At 42.6% G+C, this 20,575-nt stretch carries 18 protein-coding genes; 13 read left to right on the top strand and 5 right to left on the bottom strand.

Annotated features, from left to right (window positions below; genetic code table 11):
- Positions 1 to 82: 82 nt before the first annotated feature.
- The 3 genes from IGI73_RS01520 to IGI73_RS01530 are packed head-to-tail and all read left to right on the top strand — an operon-like array spanning position 83 to position 1,647.
- A complete protein-coding gene (locus IGI73_RS01520; RefSeq protein WP_005227147.1) occupies positions 83 to 304 on the top strand; it encodes a DUF2829 domain-containing protein in 222 nt (73 codons plus the stop codon).
- A complete protein-coding gene (locus IGI73_RS01525; RefSeq protein ID WP_151195761.1) occupies positions 301 to 1,050 on the top strand; it encodes a 3-oxoacyl-ACP reductase in 750 nt (249 codons plus the stop codon). The genes IGI73_RS01520 and IGI73_RS01525 overlap by 4 nt, the downstream gene beginning before the upstream one ends.
- A 30-nt stretch (positions 1,051 to 1,080) precedes the next feature.
- On the top strand, positions 1,081 to 1,647 hold the full coding sequence (locus tag IGI73_RS01530; RefSeq protein WP_159161093.1) for a nucleotidyltransferase family protein: 567 nt from the start codon (positions 1,081 to 1,083) through the stop codon (positions 1,645 to 1,647).
- A 90-nt stretch (positions 1,648 to 1,737) separates the two neighbouring features.
- Here IGI73_RS01530 and IGI73_RS01535 read toward each other — a convergent pair whose 3' ends face one another.
- The 4 genes from IGI73_RS01535 to acnA form a co-directional block, all read right to left on the bottom strand.
- Positions 1,738 to 2,277 (bottom strand): biotin transporter BioY, encoded by a 540-nt coding sequence (locus tag IGI73_RS01535; RefSeq protein WP_428206911.1) that lies wholly within the window; start codon positions 2,275 to 2,277, stop codon positions 1,738 to 1,740.
- Positions 2,278 to 2,382: 105 nt separating this feature from the next.
- Positions 2,383 to 3,237, bottom strand: coding sequence for a helix-turn-helix domain-containing protein (locus IGI73_RS01540; protein WP_428206910.1), 855 nt, complete (start codon positions 3,235 to 3,237; stop codon positions 2,383 to 2,385).
- A gap of 104 nt (positions 3,238 to 3,341) precedes the next feature.
- Positions 3,342 to 4,592, bottom strand: coding sequence for an NADP-dependent isocitrate dehydrogenase (gene icd / locus IGI73_RS01545; protein WP_428206909.1), 1,251 nt, complete (start codon positions 4,590 to 4,592; stop codon positions 3,342 to 3,344).
- Positions 4,585 to 7,281, bottom strand: coding sequence for an aconitate hydratase AcnA (gene acnA / locus IGI73_RS01550; RefSeq protein WP_413157028.1), 2,697 nt, complete (start codon positions 7,279 to 7,281; stop codon positions 4,585 to 4,587). The genes icd and acnA overlap by 8 nt, the downstream gene beginning before the upstream one ends.
- Before the next feature lie 235 nt (positions 7,282 to 7,516).
- Here acnA and IGI73_RS01555 point away from each other — a divergent pair, with 235 nt between their 5' ends.
- From IGI73_RS01555 to spx, 10 genes are all read left to right on the top strand, one after another.
- Positions 7,517 to 8,878 (top strand): citrate/2-methylcitrate synthase, encoded by a 1,362-nt coding sequence (locus IGI73_RS01555; protein WP_428206907.1) that lies wholly within the window; start codon positions 7,517 to 7,519, stop codon positions 8,876 to 8,878.
- 315 nt (positions 8,879 to 9,193) lie between these two features.
- Positions 9,194 to 10,153 carry an ABC transporter permease gene (locus IGI73_RS01560; RefSeq protein WP_087626793.1) on the top strand — a complete coding sequence of 320 codons (960 nt, stop codon included), beginning with the start codon at positions 9,194 to 9,196 and terminating at the stop codon, positions 10,151 to 10,153.
- 9 nt (positions 10,154 to 10,162) lie between these two features.
- Complete coding sequence (locus IGI73_RS01565; RefSeq protein WP_016609205.1) at positions 10,163 to 11,050, top strand: carbohydrate ABC transporter permease; 888 nt, start codon at positions 10,163 to 10,165, stop codon at positions 11,048 to 11,050.
- 11 nt (positions 11,051 to 11,061) lie between these two features.
- Positions 11,062 to 12,627 (top strand): sugar ABC transporter substrate-binding protein, encoded by a 1,566-nt coding sequence (locus IGI73_RS01570; protein WP_428206906.1) that lies wholly within the window; start codon positions 11,062 to 11,064, stop codon positions 12,625 to 12,627.
- 62 nt (positions 12,628 to 12,689) lie between these two features.
- Entirely contained in the window at positions 12,690 to 13,337 is a 648-nt protein-coding gene (locus tag IGI73_RS01575; RefSeq protein WP_087626795.1) for a DUF624 domain-containing protein, read from the top strand.
- Between the two features lie 219 nt (positions 13,338 to 13,556).
- Positions 13,557 to 14,570 (top strand): LacI family DNA-binding transcriptional regulator, encoded by a 1,014-nt coding sequence (locus IGI73_RS01580; RefSeq protein WP_016609209.1) that lies wholly within the window; start codon positions 13,557 to 13,559, stop codon positions 14,568 to 14,570.
- 13 nt (positions 14,571 to 14,583) lie between these two features.
- Positions 14,584 to 16,878, top strand: a complete 2,295-nt coding sequence (locus IGI73_RS01585; RefSeq protein WP_428206905.1) for a glycoside hydrolase family 65 protein — start codon at positions 14,584 to 14,586, stop codon at positions 16,876 to 16,878.
- Positions 16,879 to 17,101: 223 nt separating this feature from the next.
- Positions 17,102 to 18,577, top strand: coding sequence for a peptidoglycan DD-metalloendopeptidase family protein (locus IGI73_RS01590; protein ID WP_438759016.1), 1,476 nt, complete (start codon positions 17,102 to 17,104; stop codon positions 18,575 to 18,577).
- Between the two features lie 286 nt (positions 18,578 to 18,863).
- Positions 18,864 to 19,265 carry an Asp23/Gls24 family envelope stress response protein gene (locus IGI73_RS01595; RefSeq protein ID WP_005227156.1) on the top strand — a complete coding sequence of 134 codons (402 nt, stop codon included), beginning with the start codon at positions 18,864 to 18,866 and terminating at the stop codon, positions 19,263 to 19,265.
- A 50-nt stretch (positions 19,266 to 19,315) separates the two neighbouring features.
- A complete protein-coding gene (gene spx, locus IGI73_RS01600) occupies positions 19,316 to 19,765 on the top strand; it encodes a transcriptional regulator Spx (protein ID WP_010748641.1) in 450 nt (149 codons plus the stop codon).
- 148 nt (positions 19,766 to 19,913) lie between these two features.
- Here spx and rpsD read toward each other — a convergent pair whose 3' ends face one another.
- Complete coding sequence (gene rpsD / locus IGI73_RS01605) at positions 19,914 to 20,525, bottom strand: 30S ribosomal protein S4 (protein WP_005227158.1); 612 nt, start codon at positions 20,523 to 20,525, stop codon at positions 19,914 to 19,916.
- Positions 20,526 to 20,575: the final 50 nt, after the last annotated feature.

Below are 20,575 nucleotides of genomic sequence, written 5' to 3' on the forward strand. Positions count from 1 at the left end.
AGCAAACGAGTCCTGCTTGTTTTCGTGATTGAATTTCCAAGCAATTTAAACCATTAGAAGAAACACGCAAAGGAGAAAAATCATGACATTTGAAGAAATCTTACCAGAATTAAAAGCCGGCAAAAAAATCATTCGTGAAGGTTGGGGCGGCTTTGAACTTTATGTGACATTCGTTGAAGGCGAAGTCTACGACAATGCCCCAGTCACCCCTTACTTTTTGATCAAAACAGCAGATGAGGGATTCTCGAGTTTCGCACCGACTGTTTGCGACATTCTTGCGGAAGATTGGAAAATCGTGGAATGACGGCAGCGTGGATCGATGGCAAAACGATTGTGTTTGTCACAGGGGCTGCTTCAGGCATCGGTAAAGCGCAAGCAGAGGCGTTTCTTGCAGAAGGCGCTCAAGTATTTGGTGTTGACTGCCAATCGTTTCCTGATTCGCTTTTAGCCCAGCCCCGCTTTTTCGGCACATGTTGTGACTTAGCGGTGAAAGAAAATTGTCTTGCAGCGGTCCAAGCTTGTGTGACGCACTTTGGCGGTATCACGGTCTTGTTAAATACAGCAGGAAAGCTTGACGGCTATCGTACGATCGCTGAGACGACGTCAATGGAGTGGGAGGAGATATTTCAAACCAATGTCTCCAGCATGTTTTATTTAACGAAAGAAATTTTGCCGCTGATGCAAGCCAATGGCGGCGGAACGATCATCAATATGGCGTCCATCGCTGGAATGGTCGCAGGTGGGGGCGGGATCGCCTATACAACCGCAAAACACGCGATCGTCGGGTTTACCAAGCAGTTGGCATTGGATGTTGCAGATCAAGGGATCTCGGTGAAGGGCATCGCGCCCGGTGCGATTCAAACGCCGATGAATGCGGCTGATTTTGCCGGTGACGGGAAAATGGCGCAATGGGTAGCAGAGGAGACGCCGGTCAAGCGTTGGGCGCAACCAGAAGAAGTTGCAGCGCTGACTCTTTTTCTTGCCAGTCCGCAAGCTAGTTACTTGCAGGGGGCGATCGTGCCCATCGACGGTGGTTGGACCTTGAAATAACTAGCCTGAGCCCATTAGAGGAGGACGCCAATGAAGGAACAAGCGATCCAGAACTTGTTTGCAAAAAATCGTGAATGTCGACAACTGCTTACGATCATTGAAGCGTTGCAGCTGTCGGATTGCTGGCTGTGTGCTGGGTACCTGCGGAATTATTTATGGGGGTTTCTCAGTGGAAAAATAGCGGAGGTGCCAATAACCGATATTGATGTCGTGTTTTATGATCCGACTGTAAGCATAGAAGAAACAGCAGCGATCGAAGCGCAACTGCGCCGCTCGTTTCCCGAATTTCCTTGGGAGGTTCGAAACCAAGCGTTGATGCACCAACATAATTTTGCCGAGGAGCCGCCTTATACAAGTACCTTCGATGCTTTAACGAAGTTTCCAGAGCGTTGTACAGCGGTAGCGGCACGAATGAATCAAGGCAAGCTTGAATTGATGGCGCCTTTTGGTTGGCAGGATATTTGCAGTTTTCGGGTGCGTCCAACACCGCATTTTGCCCAAAATGAACAGTATCTTGCGGTTTATCGACAACGCCAAGCGATGAAGCAGTGGCAGAAAATTTGGCCGCAGCTCTCGATTGAAGAGGGTGAGAAATAAAAAAGAACACTCGCGTGATGCGGCGATTTCCAGAAGTTAGACGAAGAATCTAACTGATGGGAATCGCTGCATATGACGCGAGTGTTTTTATTAACGTAAAGCCAATGGTTGCGCCAAGCGGTTTCTTAAAAAGATACCTAGATAAGCTGCGGCAACGGCTTTGATGATCCCAGGGATAATAAACAGAACAAAGCCACCGTTAAAGGCAGCCGGCCATGCCATGCCCGTGCTCCATTTCAGCCATAATGTACCAAACAACAAAGTTGCCAGCGCACCGACAATATTGCCGATCACTGCTCCTGTGTAGTGAAACGCTCTTTTTTCTACGATCAATCCAGTAAGCAATCCATTAAAGAGGAAGCCAACTAAATAGCCGCCAGTTGGTCCTAACAAAACACCGACACCGCTGGAAAAACCAGCGAAAACGGGCAAACCGATCAATCCTAACAGCAAGTAGATGACGATCGCCATCGTTCCAGTTCGCGTGCCGAGGAAAGTCACCGCCAGCCCGATCGCAAAGGTTTGTCCTGTCAATGGGATCAAACCTAATGGAATCGTCAGTTGGGAAAGACCAGCAATAATGATCGCAAATAAAGCGGCATGGATTTGTTCACGTAATGATAATTTCATCGAATCCTTCTCTCTAATAATAATTTCGTTAACCTGAAATTAATTTATTTGGTTAACGAAATTATAAACGGTGGTTTACCAAAAGTAAAGAAGAATCTTGTTTTTTTAGTGTCCTTTTTTAAAAAGGACAATCAAGTTCTTTGAGGAGAGGAAAGGGGCGATCTCTTCCAGCTCATCTGTTGAGAAGGGCAGTGCTTGAACGAGCCGGCAGATCGTTGCTTCTGTCAGAAACGGCAGCAGTTCTTCGATTTCATCATAAGCCAAGCGTTCTGCTGCGGCAACGTTTGGCTGTTCCAGGGCGGTCAGCAGGAGTTCATCCAGATACGGCGCAGGTAAAAAGGGCAGCAGTTCTTCAATCTCAGAAAAGCGGAAGTCAGGATTTTCAAGCCAGCCTTTGATTTCTCCCGCCAAAAAGTTGGGGGGTAAAAAGGGCGCCGCCTCTTCCCAAAAAGCCATGGAATAGTGCTTACCTTTCAGGAGCTCTTCTACTTGGGGCTTTTTCAAAAAAGGCAGGAGTTCTTCCAGTACCTCTTCTGGGATATTCTCGGCACCATTTAGCAGGTGCTGCAAGTCTGCGCTGGTCAAATGAGGTGCTAGCCTAGGCAATAAGTCTAAATCTAAAGAAGTTTCTTGAAACGGTTCTTCTTGAATCAACGCTGACAATTCTTGTGGTTTGATCAGCGGAGCTAGTTCGGCGATTTCTTCTGGCTGTGCGGTTCCTGCTTGATAATGTTGCACCGCAGCTGCTGGCTTCCCTAACAGCTCATCGATGGATTGGTCTAAAATCGCTGCTAGCTGCGGCAATTTTTCAATGTCCGGCAGTGAGTTGCCCCGCTCCCAATTACTGACCGCCTGATAGCTGACAAGTAACTGGTCGGCCAAGTTGCTTTGGGTCAGATTTTTTTCTTTGCGTTTGGCAGCGATCTGCTGACCGATTTTTCTCATGTTGAATTCACTCATAAATGAATTCCCCCTTTCATGCTCTAAGTATAGTTTCTCAAAAGGTGAAAACGCAATCAAGCTGTGATTGAGCAGGCAAATGCCGACTCAATCACAGCTTGAGTTTACGAATGGATCAACTGAAGGAGGTGTTCACCAAACGCTTGTGTCGTTAAACAGACCGCTTCTGGCATCAACTGCGCGAAGTCGGCAGTGACGTGTTGACTTTGCAAGGCTTGTTCAATGGCTTGTGTTAGGATTTGAGCTGCTTCTGGCCAGTTCAAATGTTCTAAAAGCATGCACGCTGACAGCAGCAGCGAACAGGGATTGGCTTTGCCAAGTCCTGCGATATCCGGTGCTGTTCCGTGGGTAGCTTCAAAGATGGCTGCCCCAGTAGTGTAGTTGATATTGGCACCGGGGGCGATCCCGATGCCGCCGACTTGTGCAGCAAGTGCATCAGAAATGTAGTCGCCGTTCAAATTACAAGTGGCAATGACGTCGAATTTTTCTGGATACAAAAGGATCTGTTGTAAAAAGTTGTCTGCGATCACGTCGTTAACAACGATTTTCCCAGCCGCTTTTGCCGAGGCAAGGGCGGCTTCGGCTGCCTTTGAGCCGTTTTCTGCTTTGATTTTGTTGTATTGATTCATTGTAAAACACTGGTCGGCGTATGTGGTCTCTGCAAGCTGATAGCCCCAGTTTTTAAAGCCGCCTTCTGTAAATTTCATGATATTGCCTTTATGCACCAGTGTCACCGTGGGCCGCTTTTGAGCGATCGCATACTCAATGGCAGCAGCGATCAAGCGCTGACTGCCTTCTAAAGAGATCGGCTTGATGCCGATAGCGGCAGTTTTAGGAAAACGAATCGCCTTGACAGCAAAGTCTGCTTGCAATGTCTGGATCAGACGCTGCGTTGCGTCGTCGTCTTTGGCAAATTCGATACCAGCATAAACATCTTCAGTATTTTCTCGAAAGATCACCATATCGGTTTTTTCTGGCTGCTTTAAAGGCGAAGGGACCCCTGTAAAATAGCGAACAGGTCTGACACAGGCATAAAGATCCAGCGTTTGCCGCAAGGTGACATTCAAGGAGCGAAAGCCCTCGCCAATTGGGGTAGTCAACGGTCCTTTTAAGGCGTATTGTTGAGCCTTGATCGTATCGATGGTTGCTTGCGGCAACCATTCCCCCGTCTGTTCAAAGGCGGCTTCTCCAGCTAAAACTTCCAGCCATTCGATGCGGCGTTGATTGTCATAGGCTTTATTTACAGCGGCATCAATCACAGGTTGCGCAGCCTGCCAAATCTCGGCACCGATGCCGTCTCCTGCAATGTAAGGAATGGTGATCGTCGTTGCTTCATGGGTTGTTTGGTTAGGCATGGGCAGTTCCTCCTAATTCAGCTTTTTTTCGAATGACCATCGGTAAAATTCCTTGATGCTTCCAATAGCGAATATCTGCAGGGGCATCAAAGCGCAGGCGGGTCATAAAGGAGACAGTCCCTCCGTCGATCCGTTGCGCAGTGACTTCGATCAGCTGCTTGACCACTGGCTCTTCTGGCAAAGCGATCGAGAATGTTTCGCTGCCGTCCAAATCAAACGATGCGGCACTTTCACCAGCAAGATATTCAAGCGGAATGATCCCCATCATGACCAAGTTGCTGCGATGGATTCGTTCGAAGCTTTCTGCTAAGACGACTTTAACGCCTAACAATTGTGTTCCTTTGGCGGCCCAGTCGCGAGAAGAACCCATGCCATAATCTTTACCAGCTAAAATGATACAGCTTTGACCAGCTTTTTGGTAATTCATAGCTGCGTCAAATATCGACAGGGTTTCCCCAGTTGGAAAATAATGCGTGACACTGCCAGTACTGCCAGGCACTAGCTGGTTTTGCAGACGGATGTTGCCGAAAGTCCCCCGCATCATAATCTGATGATTACCGCGTCGCGAACCAAAGGAGTTGAATTCACGATACGGAACTTCTTTTTCTTGTAAAAATTTTCCAGCTGCAGAATCCATACTGATGCTGCCAGCAGGAGAAATATGGTCAGTGGTGACGGAATCACCCAATTTTGCCAAGACTTTCAGATCAGCTAAGACATCTGGTTTAGGCAACTCTTTGGTCAATGTTTCAAAGTAGGGCGGATGAGCGATGTAGGTGGATTGTTCCTCCCATTCATAACATGCGCTCGTGGTGGTTTCGATCGCATTCCAGCGTTCATTGGCATCAAAAAGATGCTCATAGGCAGCGCGAAATGCTTCTGGTCCGACGTACTCTTGAACGTAAGCATTGACTTCTTCATTGCTTGGCCAAATATCAGACAAATACACCGGCTCGTCATTGACGATAGCTAACGGTTCTTTTGTGAGATCTTTGCGAATGCTGCCAGCGATGGCATAGGCAACAACTAATGGAGGTGAAGCCAAATAATTGGCTTTGATCTGTGGATGGATTCTTCCTTCAAAATTTCGATTGCCTGACAGAACCGATGCCACCAGTAGATTTTCTGCCTCAATTGCTTCAGCGACCTGCGCTTCTAAAGGACCTGAATTTCCGATACAGGTGGTACAACCGTAGCCCACCAAATAAAAGCCGAGTTGCTCTAAATACGGCAGCAAACCACTGTTTTGCAAATAGGTGGTCACGATCTGGGAGCCCGGTGCAAGGGAGGTTTTGACCGTACGAGAGACGGTCAGACCTTTTTCAATGGCTTTTTTAGCCAATAAGCCTGCCGAGAGCATGACGAAGGGATTGCTCGTATTCGTACAGCTAGTGATCGCCGCCAAGACGATATCGCCGGTCACTAATTTGTCAGGTGCAGCATCTGGCCAGGTAACGCTGGCTTCTTTTTGCCATTCGTCCTCTGAAAGACCAAAGCCCTTGGGACCGACGGCAGCCGTGACCGATTGTTCAAAATCCTGACGGACTGCTGGAAGCAAAATCCGATCTTGCGGGCGCTTAGGGCCTGCTAATGCTGGCTGAACTTCTGCTAGATCGATGGTGATCGTCTTAGTATAGGTTGGCACGATCGCTTCATCATAAAAGAAATGGTTGGCTTTGGCGTAAGCGGCAACGAGTTCGATCAGCTCGCTGGAGCGACCGGTCGTTGCTAAGTAGTTCAAGGTCTCTTGATCAATCGGACAAAAACCGCAAGTCGCACCATATTCGGGAGCCATGTTTGCTAACGTTGCTCGATCAGCTAAACTTAAATGACGATAGCCAGGACCGAAGTATTCGACAAATTTTCCGACCACTTTTTCGATCCGCAGCACTTCAGTTACTTTTAGTGCTAAATCGGTGGCGGTGGTACCTGCAGGCATCTCGTTGATAAATTTCACCCCGATGACTTCAGGCGTAGGGAAGAAAGAAGGTTCGCCAAGAATCGCAGCTTCCGCTTCAATACCGCCAACCCCCCAACCGAGAACCCCCAAGCCGTTGATCATCGTGGTGTGAGAATCGGTTCCTTGCAATGTATCAGGAAACAGCAGTCGTTGATCTTCGTGTGTTTTTTGCAAGATCACATCAGACAACGATTCGATGTTGACTTGATGAATGATCCCTGTTTCAGGCGGTACGACTTCGAAATTGTCGAAAGAACCTTGCGCCCATTTCAAGAATTGATAGCGTTCTGCATTGCGTTCAAATTCCCGCTCCGTATTAAAAGCGATCGCCCCAGGAGTACCGGCTTGATCGACTTGCACAGAGTGGTCGACGACGAGTGTGACGGGGATCTCAGGATTGATGTCTTCTGCGGCACCGCCTAAAGCGACCATCGCATCCCGCATGGCAGCCAAATCAACGACTGCGGGTACCCCAGTAAAGTCTTGCAAAACGACCCGCTCTGGTTTGAATGGCACGACACCAGTAGGGGTTTCTGCCTGCCAGTTCGCTAAAAATGGTAAATAATCCTCTGTAATTTCCTCGTCTTGATGACGAGCAACACTTTCCAATAAAACTCGAATGGAGTAGGGCAAGCGAGATAAATCAGCCCCTAAGTCTTGGGTGATTTTCGCTAAGTCAATATACGTGTATTGCGTATCATTGACGGTGAGTTGAGATTGCCACTTCATAAGAATCCTCCTTTTTACGAAGATAAACGTACTTATTAGGAATAATTATACGTTGATAATTTAAAAAATCAATTAAATTTATGAAAAATATTTCATTTTCTCAACATCGTGCTATAATGTGTGAAAGTTTGTTAAAAAGCAACGATTTTATAGGATGACTATTTTAACGATGTTTGTATACGGTTAAATAACATTGTAATCGATAGTTTGTAGAAAGATTGGAGGTAACATCACCGTGGAAAAATTAGAAAAGAAAGAGAAGATGTCCTATCTTGCATCGCAATGTCAGAAATACAATTTGATAGATGTGAATCTTTATTCAGAATATGATGTGAAACGTGGACTGAGGGATTTAAATGGCACGGGGGTCTTAGCAGGGCTTACGACGATCTCAACCATTTATCCTGAAAAAATCATTGCTGGCAAGCCAATTGAAGCTTGTGGCGAGCTGCGTTATCGCGGAATTGACATCAACGAGTTAGTTGCAGGGTTCGTCAATGAAAAACGCTTTGGTTTTGAAGAGATTGCATATTTATTACTTTTCGGCGAACTGCCAAACAAAACAGAACTTGCGGCCTTTCATTGCCTATTAGCAGAAAAACGTACATTGCCGACCAATTTTGTTCGTGACGTCATTATGAAAGCACCTTCTTCTGATATCATGAATAGCTTATCTCGCAGTATCTTGACACTGGCAAGTTACGATCCACAAGCAGATGACATCAGCATTGAAAATGTATTGGAACAAAGTCTGATGCTGATCAGTGTCTTTCCGCTCTTGGCAATCTACGGCTATCATGCCTACAATCATTACAATCAAGGGGAGAGTATGTATATCCACCGTCCGACCGAAGAGTTGAGTACAGCTGAAACGATTTTGACTATGCTACGTCCAACGAAAGAATATAGCTTCCAAGAAGCCCAAACATTGGATATGGCACTGGTTTTGCATATGGAACATGGCGGCGGGAATAATTCGACCTTTACGACACGAGTCGTTACCTCCAGTGGGACGGATACCTATTCAACGATTGCTGCAGCGCTAGGTTCTTTGAAAGGGCCTAAACATGGTGGTGCTAATATCAAAGTGACGGAAATGATGGGAGATTTGAAGCGCAACGTTGCTGATCTTACCGATGAACAGGCGATCCGCAGCTATTTGGAAGCAGTCTTAGATAAAGAAGCGTTTGACCGTAAAGGATTGATTTATGGCATGGGCCACGCGGTATACAGCGACAACGATCCCCGTGCGGCGATTTTTAAAAATTATGTGGCAAAATTGGCCCAAGAAAAAGGATCAGAAGCTTGGCAAGAATATCAATTGTATACGATGGTCGAACGTATTGCTCCTCAAGTCATCAATGAAAAGCGCAAAATCTACAAAGGAGTCAGTGCCAATATCGACTTTTTCAGCGGGTTTGTTTATAACATGTTGGATCTGCCAGAAGAACTGTATACACCAATGTTTGCTATCGCGCGGATCGTCGGCTGGTCCGCCCATCGGATCGAAGAGCTGGTCAACGCACAAAAAATCATGCGTCCCGCCTACAAAGAAGTGTCAAACGATCGGGAATATATCGATATAGAGTCAAGATAGATCAAAACAGCAGGGAGTAAGCTCGCTGCTGTTTTTGTTTTGTTCAAAATCCTAGTGCTTATACGACCATCCAATTACTCAGAAGAAGTTTGTTGTTTTTTATTAATGAAAGCGTTGACAACGAATAAGTTTAACGTTAAACTTTGTCTTATAGTTTAACGTTAAACCTTCAAGAGACAGACTAAAAAATTGATTCACTTCTAAGTAAAAAACAATCAGGATGCGTGGCCAATGATTGTTTTACATTCGTTCTATAGTAGACGAAAGGCTATTTGGAGGAGTAGTTACTTTTTTCCTATCTCTACCGTAAAAAAAATGAAAAGAATGATTTTCTTTGTAGGAGGGTTACATGTGCAAAAAAAAAGCAACGCAAGTTTTCACAAGAATAAAATGAAAAATAGTCTTTCTTTGTACGTCTTATTAGCGCCGGCTTTGATTTTATTAGTCATATTCACTTATATTCCAATGTATGGTTTAGTAATTGCATTTAAAGATTACACCCCATCACTGGGTATTTTTGGAAGTCCGTGGGTTGGTTTTAAGCATTTTTCTCAATTTTTTAATTCGTTCCAATTTGGAGTAACCCTTAGAAATACGCTAACTATTTCCCTCTACAGTATGATTGTCGGCTTTCCATTGCCAATTGCATTAGCAATTCTTTGCAATCAAATTCGTGTAGAAAAATTCAAGAAGTTTTTCCAAGTCACCACCTATTTACCTCACTTCATTTCTACAATGGTTATGTGCGGGATGTTGATCTTGTTTCTATCACCTACCAATGGTTTGATTGTCAACCTCATGCGGCTTGTTGGCATAGAATTGCCTTCCTTGCTTTCTCAGCCAGGAAGTTTTGCAAGCGTATACGTTTGGAGTGATGTCTGGCAACATGTTGGGTGGGACAGCATTATTTATCTAGCGGCTTTATCAGCGATCGATCCCACTTACTACGAAGCTGCGACTATGGATGGTGCCACAAGACTACAAAAAATCAAGCACATTGATTTACCACTGATTCTTCCCACCGCAATGATCTTGCTTATATTAAGAGCAGGTAGTTTATTGAGTGTTGGGTTTGAAAAAGTGTTGCTGTTACAAAATGCCTTGAATTTAGCAGGAAGTGAAATTATCTCCACATATGTTTATAAAGTAGGGTTAATAAACTTTCAATATAGTTATTCAACTGCTATCGGCTTATTTAATACAGTGATCAATATAATCATATTGATCTTAGTGAATGCATTGTCGAGGCGCTTGACGAAAACTGGGCTGTTTTAGGAGGAGATTATGAAAAAAAGTAAAAAAACTGGTTCTGAAAGGATATTCGATTTCTTTGTTTATGGGGTAGCCATTTTGTTGATCCTTCTAATCATTTATCCGCTTTGGTTTGTGATCATTGCTTCCTTTAGTGATCCAGCGGATGTCGGGAATGGAAATGTTTGGTTGTGGCCAAATGAATGGCGATTAGATGGGTATATCCGCTTGTTTGAGCAGAGCTTATTCTGGCGAGGCTACTTGAATACCATTTTATATACCATCGTAGGAACCGCTGTCGCATTATTCGTTAATATCCCCGCGGGTTATGCCTTATCTAGAAAAGATTTGCATGGTAGGAAATGGCTGGCTTTATTGTTTATTATTCCCATGTTCGTTTCGGGCGGCTTGATCCCGATTTACTTAACGATCAAGAATGTTGGTCTCTTAGATACGTTTTGGGTAATGGTCATTCCTTTTGCAGTATCTAGTTACAATATCATCGTAGCTAGAACATTCTTCAACAATAGTATTCCTGCTGGTTTATGGGAAGCAGCTCAAATTGATGGTTGTGGAACGATCCGTTATTTCTTTAGCATGGTATTACCACTTTCAAAAGCGATATTGGCTGTTATCGGTTTATGGACAGCAGTTGGTATTTGGAACTCGTGGTTCAATGCATTGATTTATTTGACCAATGACAATCTACAACCACTGCAATTGATACTTAGACGATTACTAATAAGTAATCAATTACTACAAACACAAGCAACCGGAGAACTTGCATCTGAGCTAAGAGCAACGGCAGACATGATGAAATATGCAGCAATTGTCGTATCAACAGCACCAATTATGATGTTATACCCGTTTTTACAAAAGTATTTTAATCAAGGTGTCATGATCGGCGCGTTGAAAGAATAAAAAATGGAGGAATGATGATGAAACAGTTTAAATGGAGGTATTTGTTTTGTTCTTTAGGAATTTTAGGGATGATGACTGGCTGTGGAAATGAAGGAGCCGTAGAGGAGCAAGGAAGTGACACGAATCAATTTAAAATCACCACTGTTCGCTGGTCAGACTGGGGAGATGATTTTACAAAAGGCTTTTTAGAAGAAGCAGAAGAAAATGCAGGGATTCAAATCGAATGGGATATTCATCTTTCAGCAGATTGGGGTGAGAGAAAGTCTGTTTTGATGGCTGGAGGCGATTTGCCTGATGCCTTTTTAGGGTCAATCACCTTTAATGATGCCGAAATAGCCCAAAATCAAGATGTGTTTATCCCTTTAGAAGACTTGATTGCAGAAAACATGCCTAATCTTACTCGCATTATGTCGGAAGATCCGAAAATTAAAGCAATGATCACCTCTCCAGACGGGCATATCTATAGCTTGCCGAAAAAACTACCGATGCGTCCACTCATTGCGAACCAACTATTTATCAATCAAACATGGCTTGATAATCTTGGCTTGGAGATGCCTGATACGTATGAAGATTTTATTGATGTCTTAACAGCTTTTAAAGAAGAGGACGCCAATGGAAATGGAGATGCAACGGATGAGATTCCGTATGGTGTCGGAAACTTTAGTGAAACCTTCTCATTCATTTTACCGTTTAACAATCGGCTTGGAGCTGACAATACGTACGAAATGTCAATGAAGGATGGAAAACCAATCTACTTACGCATGGAAGAAACCTATCGTGATGGCATTGCTTGGATGAGTGAGGTGTATCAAGCTGGGTTAATTGATCCAGAATTGTTTACCCAAGATACATCCATGAGTGATGCGAAACGAATGAATAAAGATACCGCTCTTGTAGGGGTGGCTGCTGGATGGACGGCGGATGCAACGTTTGGCTTACATGCTGAGGAGTATGTTGCACTACCACCATTGAAAGGACCAGATGGACAACGCTATGTCATATCCGATCCAGATCATTATAACTACGGTCGGAATGAGTTTATGATAACAACGAGTTGTGAAAATCCTGCTGCGCTCTTAAAGTGGGCTGATCAATTCTATACAGATGATGCAAGCATTCAAACCTTTTATGGCTCATTTGGTGTTGGTGTTGAGAAAAACGGGGACCAGTATACAGTTTTACCACCACAGGATGGGAAATCAGCGGATGAATGGGCTTGGATCAATTCATTGCGCGATTTTGGACCAAAATATGTGGATGATCAATTTAATGAGCGTGTGACGATTGATGAAACACAAGGGGATGGATTGAAATTGATTCTTGATAGTGAAATCAATCAATACGTCCAACCTGCATTTCCGAATGTGATTTACTCGCAAGAAGAATTGGCTCGGTTGTCAGCACTTTATGTAGATATTAGTTCTTATGCTTCGCAAATGGCTGCCAAATGGGTAGTAGAAGGCGGAATTGAAGAAGAATGGGAGAGCTATCTGGAACAATTGAACGCAATGGGGATCGAAGAGTTTATGGGGATCCAAAATGATGCCTTTGATCGATACTCAGCAATTATAAATTAGATCGTGTGGGCTGAAGTAGAAATACTGCTTCAGCCTTCCTATTCTAGGTGAAAGGAGTATACATGAAAACTTTGTTTCGATTTGATACGCCATTGATGAAAGGATTAACAAGGATTACCGATATATGCTTGCTTAATGGCTTATTTCTTCTTACTAGTCTGCCGATCCTTACAATCGGCGTCTCTTTGACAGCCATGAACACTTGTTGGCAAAAAATACTGGCGGGGCAAGAAGAAGGGCTTGTGCGACACTACTTTTCTACGATAAAAAGGGATTTTTTTGAAGCAACAATTATTTGGTTAGGTATTCTTTTTTTTACAACGATCTTTTCACTCAATTTCTATTTGTTTACCCTTCAAGCTATAGTCTTTAGGGTGATTGGCTTAGCCATTTTATTCCCTTTCATCGTCTGTCTCTTATTATTGTTTGTCATGCTATTTTCTTATATTGGTAGATATGAAGATGGTGTGTGGCGTAGTATCAAGAACTGTTTGCTGATAGCGATTCAAAATGGGAAGCAAGCGGGTTTGCTGTTGCTCTTTAATAGTATGATGATGTATTTTAGCTTGAGTAGTCCCGAAAGATTGTTGACTGCTATTTACGTTTATACGTTTGGTGGGTTCGCCATGACTTCATTGATCAATAATCTGCTCTTAAAAAAAATGTATCAAAAGACTGAGCGAACCATCGCTGAACCCCAAGAAATTTGATGAGTTCGTAGTTAGCTAGAGACCTTGATCCATGTGCTGTGCCCCTTTGTCCTACAAAATAGAGAGCGTAAGAAGAACTCAAGGAGGAAAGAGTCCACTTTCTTAAATTGTCATAGTTCTAATAAAGGGTACCCGTTCTTGTCGGCTATCCTTTGATTGATGCTTCTCGACAATGCGGTATAATAAGGAAAAACAAGTACTATCGAAAGGACAAAGCGCATGAGGATTACAATTAAAAAAATTGCAGAAGAAGCAGGGGTCAGTGTGACGACAGTCTCGAATGTTATAAATAAAAAAGCGCACCGTGTGTCCCAAGATAAGATAGAAATGATCGAAGGGATCATAAAAAAATATAATTATTCACCAAATATGAATGCACGAGCGTTAGTCAAATCTTCTTCTCGCTTAATTGGGGTACTGTATTTTTCAGATCAAAAAAATTTGGACTTTGCGGACCCTTTTGTGACAGAAGTTCTAGATGGCATACAGCGAGTGACAAAAGAGCACAGCTTTTTTACACTCGTCCATAGCGTGACCAAAACAGATGATATTGGAGAATTACAGAAAAATTGGAAATTTGATGGGTTTATTGCAGTAGGATTTAGTCAAGAATTATTTGAAGAAGTCAATCGGATTGTCCAGGTCCCAATCGTTTTCATTGATACACATCTAGAAGATGAAGTGTTCAATCGAATCACGGACTATCCGAATAGTTTTTTTATCAATACGAATGATCAAAAAGCGGCATATGAAGCGACTGCCTTTTTACTTGAAAAGGGTCTGACTAAGATCGGCTTTTTGTCCTATGAATTTGATCAATCAAAGACATCGGTTATTCAACAAAGGTATCTAGGCTATCATCAGGCTTTGCAGGATTTTGGTATAAAGCCTGATGAGGGATTAGAGTATACAGAAGAACAACAAGCAACAATGATCAGCAGCATAGACAAGTTTCAAGCAGTGCTCGTTACAGCAGACTACTTAGCGATCAAGTTTATTCATAAATTAAAACAAGAAGCTATTTTTTATGAAAAGAAACTGTCGATCATCAGTTTTGATGATATCCGTTATGCAGCTTTAAATGATCCTCCGTTAACTACGATCAGATTAGATCAGATTAAAAAAGGGGAAGCAGCCATGACTACCTTGGTCAATATCATTGATAACCATTCGAATGAACCGCAAATCACATTACTCAATGGGAAATTGATTGTAAGAAAAACAACATACTAGAAAGGAACGTGTTATGGGGAAGATTGCAGATAGATACTATACGGTTGATCCGTGGAGTGTTTCAGAAGAAGGGTTTGATAAAGAACGAAGTGAAGTGTCCGAATCGATCTTTTCTTTGGCAAATGAATATATGGGCATCCGTGGTTATTTTGAAGAAGGATATTCGGGAGAACGATTGCTAGGTAGCTACTTCAATGGAATCTACGAAAATAGCCCTAAGGAAAACCGCGTAAAGTATAAGGGGATCATTTCGAGGAGTCATTTTATGGTCAATGCGGTCGATTGGCTATATACCAGAATTTGGTGTGGTGAGGTGTTACTAGATTTAGCTTATTCAGATATCGAATCTTTTCAACGACGACTTGATCTTAGAACAGGTATCTTGACTCGTAGTTTTTATTGGAAACCTGAGAAGGATATCAAATTAAAGGTGACTTTTGTACGTTCACTAGATAGAGAAACGGTATCATTAGGGTATCAGCAGATCTCGTTAAAAGTCATTGAAGGTAGTCCATCCATCTCAATTTTGATGGGGATTGACTTTGCCACGAGCCATCTATCTGAAGGTCAAAATTTTTGGGTGGAACGAGAAAAAGAATCTTCAAATAGGCATGCGTTTTTAGCAGCAGAAACAAGAAGCACCAAGCAAACCATTTATGCTGGCTTTTCTTTATCCGCCACTGAGTCCCTCGACACGCAACTTGTGGAAAGGGATAAATTTATTGGTCGCAAGTTTAACGTTAAACTAGAAGAAGGGATGAACTTTCAAGTAAACCGAAATGCGGTAAATATTGCCGATAAAACCGGACTTGATTTAAATCAACTAAAACACCATTGTCTCACCGATCTGGAAAAAAGTCTTTCCTTTGATGAGATGGAACGAAAGAGTCGCACCTATTGGCAAAATGTTTGGGCTAAGGAAGACATCCAAATCGATGGTGATCCAAGTAATCAACAAGGGATTCGCTACTGCATCTTTCAGTTACATCAAACATACCATGGTCAAGATCCTAGTCATAATATTGGTGCGAAAGGGCTCACTGGTGAAGCATACGGTGGACATGCTTTTTGGGATACGGAAACTTCCTGCCTTCCTTTTTACTTATTGACAAATCTTGATGCTGCAAAAAATTTATTAGAATTTCGCTATCATACTTTGGCGGAAGCAAAAAAACGAGCACGCCAGCTTGATTGCCAAGGAGCTTGTTATCCCATCGCTACATTGAATGGGAACGAAGCCAGCGATCTTTGGCAGCATGCCAGCCTTCAGTTTCAGCCAAGCACGGCTGTTGCTTATGGTATCTGGCACTACATGCAGGTAGCAAAAGATACTGAATTTTTGTATGGACACGGAATCGAAATGTTGATTGAAATTTCACGCTTTTTAGCTTCTAGAGGTGATTGGTCTCCAGAAGGTGAATTTGGCTTTTTTGGGGTGATGGGACCAGATGAATTTCAGATGATGGTAAATCACAACACGTATACAAATTATATGGCGAAAAGAACATTCGATTATACTGTAGAGGTATTGAAAAAATTGAAAACGAGTGACGAAACTAGATATAGTACCCTTCTATCAGCGCATGGTTTAAGTGAAAAGGAGATTGGCTACTGGCAAATTTGTAGCAAAGAAATGCTTATTTTAAAAACGGAGTATGGTTTGTTTGAACAACATGATGGTTTTTTCAAATTGCCTCATGTGGATATCCGCTCGATTCCCGTCGAAGAGTTCCCGCTTTATGATCATTGGTCCTACGATCGAATCTATCGTAACAATATGATCAAACAACCAGATGTCTTAATGTTTCTTTTCTTGTATAACCAATCTTTTCCGAAAGCGGAAAAGCAAATCAACTATGATTATTATGAACCAAGGACGATTCACGAATCCTCGCTGTCACCTTCGATTCATTCTATTTTGGCGGCAGAATTGGGCATGGAAAATGAAGCTTATCATTTTTTTGAATTTGCCACTAGAATGGATCTAGATAATTTCAATCGTAATACTCGTGAAGGATTGCATATGACTTCGATTGCTGCAGCTTGGATGAATATCGTCTATGGATTTGGTGGCGTGAGAACTGATGGAGAAGGAATAAAAATAGCCCCCACAATTCCAGCAGACTGGAAAAAATATACATTCAAAATTACGTATAACCAATGTTTGATTGACGTGTCAGTCAACCATCAGTCAATCAAAATTTCGCTAATAAAGGGTAGTGGTATTCAACTACAAGTCTATCAAAAGAAACTGACGCTTACTCAAAACCCCATCGTCATTGAGCGAGCAACGAAAAGAATCGTCTGAATTTCTTAGCGCTCATTCGCATAAAAAACAACGGTGAAGAACAGCACCGTTGTTTTTTGTTTTTTTGCAAGCAAGAGGAACTTCTTGTGCGTAATTAAAGATAGGGAAGAGTAGCGAAAAATCAAGTTTTTCTCGTTTTTCATATAGGAATGCAAAAATTGATTACAAAGTTTCTTGCATTTTTTGTATGATAGAGGGAGGAATAAAGGAGGAAAGTTCACGAATGAAAATAAAAAAATGGATGGCGATTGCCATTATTACCAGTCAATTTTCAACAATGCTGCCAGTATCGGCTGCGGCATCTGTTTTGACGAACGAGTCTACTGCAGGTCAAAATACAGCTGAGTCAACGGTTCCGGGAGTGAACGGGCCAACCATGGGCTTGGTCCCTGAAGATGCCGCAACGGTACCAGGAGAAAACGGCGAAGTAGTTCCAGGAGAGTCAACACCTGCTCCTGAACAGCCAACACCAGAACCTTTGCCAGAACCAGAACCAACCCCGACACCCGAACCAACACCAGAACCAGAAGAGCCGACACCAAATCCTGATCCTGAGCCGAATCCAGAACCAGAACCAGAACCAGAACCAGAACCAGAACCAGAACCAGAACCAACACCTGAGCCGGTGCCAGAACCAGAAGAACCAGAACCAAATCCAGAACCAAATCCAGAACCAGAGACAACACCAAATCCAGAGCCAGAATCAACACCAAGCCAGCCTTCGCCTGACATCAAAGAAGTACCGAATGTACCAGAGTTGACGGTAACGCCGCCGCAAGAAGATGAGCCAGCAAAATTTGAAGTCACGCCAGTCAAAGAAACGTGGGACTTTATTATGGAGATTGGAGAAGATGCTCGTAAAGTTGGACAAGAAGAAGATCTTTACGCATCGGTCATGATTGCCCAAGCGATTTTAGAGTCTGGCAGCGGAAGAAGCCGTCTGAGCCAGGAGCCTTTTTATAACTTATTTGGTATTAAGGGACTTTATGAAGGGAATGGGATTTCCTTCCAAACGCAAGAAGACGATGGTTCTGGTAATTTATACACAGTTCATGCCACTTTTCGCCAATATGACAGCATCGAATCTTCTTTGAAAGATTATGCGAAATTGTTGAAAGAAGGATTGGACCACAATCCGAATTTTTATAAAGGTGTTTGGAAATCAGAAACGGAATCTTATGAAGACGCCACGGAATATCTGACCGGACGTTATGCATCAGATACACAATACAATGAGAAGCTGAATGCGCTGATCGAAGCGTATGCCCTGACGAGTTATGACAAAGAGAAACCAGAATTACCGACAGGCAGCGAAAAGATGATCTATCCTGTCAGCAATCCAGTTGTCTCCTCTGTCTTTGGTCCACGAGGCAATGGGTTTCATCGTGGAGTGGACTTCGCCGCACCGCAAGGAACGCCAATCATGGCTAGTCTTTCAGGAACAGTGATCCGCTCAGAATATCATTCTTCATGGGGAAATTATGTTGCCATCGAGCACAAAGATGGGCTGACGACATTGTATGCCCACAATCATCGCAATTTAGTGGAAGTCGGTCAAACGGTCGAACAAGGCGAGGTGATTGCTTCTATGGGAAGTACGGGGAACAGTACAGGCCCGCACTTGCATTTTGAAGTCAGTCTTTCACCAAGTTTAGCGCGACACCAACTGATTGATCCGTTGGAAGTTTTGTCAAAATAACACGAAAAAAAGAGAGCGTTGTATATGCTTTCTTTTTTTTTGTCAAGAAAAACGAATCATTTCAGGAAAATTATGCTTTGAGATTTTTTTAGCGCATTCATTTTATCTTGCACGATAAATTTATTCCGAAAACAAGTGTTTTTCTTTGTAAAAAAAACAAAAAGAATTTATGCTAGAAAGGTAGGGAAAAAAATTCCCAAGAGGAATGTCCACTTTAGACAAGGTCGTGTATGCGACTTTGCGATGTCTCTAGTATCCTTTCTTATTTAACCAAGGAGTGTGAAAAATGACTGACGATCAGCAAACAACGAATGTGTCTAATGAAGCAGCGCAAGCAAGTCCACTGTCCTTTGAAGAGAAAGTCATTGAAACAATTGTTGGTGTCGCTTTGCAGTCAATTGATGGCTTGATTAGTGTAAATGGCAGATTTCTTTCAGATATGACCGAAAACCTTGAAGAACAGCCGCAAGTCGCTTCTGGCATTGATGTGGAAGTTGGCAAAGAAGAGGTTGCAGTTGATTTGGAAGTAATCGTGGCTTACGGCAAAGATATCCCCAAACTCTTTGCGCAAGTCCAAGAAGTGGTCTTAGAAGAAATTAGCCGCTTGACTTCTTTGAAAGTCAAAGAGATCAATATTCGAATCGCCGATATCGTCAAACAGGAAACGATCGATCAAATCGAAGGATGAGCACCAAACAAAAAATCGAAGTACATCAAAGAGAAAGGAAGAATGAACAAATGATATCACTATATACAACACCCAGCTGTACGTCATGTCGTAAAGCCCGTGCATGGTTGACCGAAAATGAACTGCCATTTAAAGAGAGAAACATTTTTAGCGATCCATTAAATAGTGATGAACTAATGGAGATTCTTTCTTTAACGAAAAATGGAACGGAAGACATTATATCTACTCGTTCAAAAGTGTACCAAAAGCTAGACATTGATTTAGAAGAGTTGAAGCTAGAAGAGTTGCTTTCATTGATCGAAAAATACCCGAACTTATTGAAACGACCAATTATCTTAGATGAGAACAAGCTCCAAGTGGGGTACAATGAAGAAGACATTCGTAAATTTGTGCCACGAAACTTACGAAAGATCATTTTCAAACGACGCCAAACAGAGCTGCTCATGTTTAATTATCGCCAAAAGCAAGAAGAAGGCGAATCTGTTGCGAACTTTATCTAAAATAGGAACAAAACCGGCAAATGAATACAGCGATGTATCATTGTCGGTTTTTTTGGTATTTTTTTAAGGGTCTTCTTAAAGGGATCCGTAAATCCGTTGAGTCCACAAAAAAACACGATTCCCAAAAGGAATCGTGTCGGTTGAAATCTTAAAGTTTTTGGTTGTAGAATTCAACGACTAGTGCTTCGTCAACTTCTGCAGACAATTCATCACGCTCAGGTAAACGAGTTAATGAACCTTCTAATTTTTCGCTATCAAAGCTTACAAATGACGCGCGGCCAGCTGTTGCTTCAACTGCTTCTTTGATTGTTGAGATGTTTTGTGATTTTTCACGAACGCTGATGACTTGTCCAACTTCAACGTGGTATGAAGGGATATCAACGCGTTTGCCATCAACTAAAACGTGACCGTGGTTTACTAATTGACGTGCTTGACGACGAGTAGTTGCTAAACCTAGACGGTAAACAACGTTATCTAAGCGTTGTTCTAGCAAGATCATGAAGTTAACACCGTGTTTACCTTCTTTGATTTTGCTTGCTTTGATAAACAATGTACGGAATTGACGTTCGTTCATGCCATACATATGACGCAATTTTTGTTTTTCAGTTAATTGCATGCCGTATTCTGATTTTTTGCCACGGCTGTTTGGTCCGTGTTGACCTGGAGCGTAAGGGCGACGTGCCAATTCTTTTCCAGTTTCTGATAAAGAAATTCCTAAACGACGAGAAATTTTCCATGATGGTCCTGTATAACGAGACATAATTTAGTTCCTCCAATAAAATAGTTTGGAGTAAAATAATCCGTTGAAAA

Source organism: Enterococcus sp. DIV0755f (assembly GCF_051713725.1).
Taxonomy (GTDB): Bacteria; Bacillota; Bacilli; order Lactobacillales; family Enterococcaceae; genus Enterococcus_D; species Enterococcus_D casseliflavus.

Bases quoted from the DNA above. Each gene is read 5' to 3' on its own strand.
- IGI73_RS01520 (WP_005227147.1), top strand. From the start codon at position 83: ATGACATTTGAAGAAATCTTACCAGAATTAAAAGCCGGCAAAAAAATC.
- IGI73_RS01525 (WP_151195761.1), top strand. From the start codon at position 301: ATGACGGCAGCGTGGATCGATGGCAAAACGATTGTGTTTGTCACAGGG.
- IGI73_RS01530 (WP_159161093.1), top strand. From the start codon at position 1,081: ATGAAGGAACAAGCGATCCAGAACTTGTTTGCAAAAAATCGTGAATGT.
- IGI73_RS01535 (WP_428206911.1), bottom strand. From the start codon at position 2,277: ATGAAATTATCATTACGTGAACAAATCCATGCCGCTTTATTTGCGATC.
- IGI73_RS01540 (WP_428206910.1), bottom strand. From the start codon at position 3,237: ATGAGTGAATTCAACATGAGAAAAATCGGTCAGCAGATCGCTGCCAAA.
- icd (WP_428206909.1), bottom strand. From the start codon at position 4,592: ATGCCTAACCAAACAACCCATGAAGCAACGACGATCACCATTCCTTAC.
- acnA (WP_413157028.1), bottom strand. From the start codon at position 7,281: ATGAAGTGGCAATCTCAACTCACCGTCAATGATACGCAATACACGTAT.
- IGI73_RS01560 (WP_087626793.1), top strand. From the start codon at position 9,194: ATGAAAAGAATGATTTTCTTTGTAGGAGGGTTACATGTGCAAAAAAAA.
- IGI73_RS01565 (WP_016609205.1), top strand. From the start codon at position 10,163: ATGAAAAAAAGTAAAAAAACTGGTTCTGAAAGGATATTCGATTTCTTT.
- IGI73_RS01570 (WP_428206906.1), top strand. From the start codon at position 11,062: ATGATGATGAAACAGTTTAAATGGAGGTATTTGTTTTGTTCTTTAGGA.
- IGI73_RS01575 (WP_087626795.1), top strand. From the start codon at position 12,690: ATGAAAACTTTGTTTCGATTTGATACGCCATTGATGAAAGGATTAACA.
- IGI73_RS01580 (WP_016609209.1), top strand. From the start codon at position 13,557: ATGAGGATTACAATTAAAAAAATTGCAGAAGAAGCAGGGGTCAGTGTG.
- IGI73_RS01585 (WP_428206905.1), top strand. From the start codon at position 14,584: ATGGGGAAGATTGCAGATAGATACTATACGGTTGATCCGTGGAGTGTT.
- IGI73_RS01590 (WP_438759016.1), top strand. From the start codon at position 17,102: ATGAAAATAAAAAAATGGATGGCGATTGCCATTATTACCAGTCAATTT.
- IGI73_RS01595 (WP_005227156.1), top strand. From the start codon at position 18,864: ATGACTGACGATCAGCAAACAACGAATGTGTCTAATGAAGCAGCGCAA.
- spx (WP_010748641.1), top strand. From the start codon at position 19,316: ATGATATCACTATATACAACACCCAGCTGTACGTCATGTCGTAAAGCC.
- rpsD (WP_005227158.1), bottom strand. From the start codon at position 20,525: ATGTCTCGTTATACAGGACCATCATGGAAAATTTCTCGTCGTTTAGGA.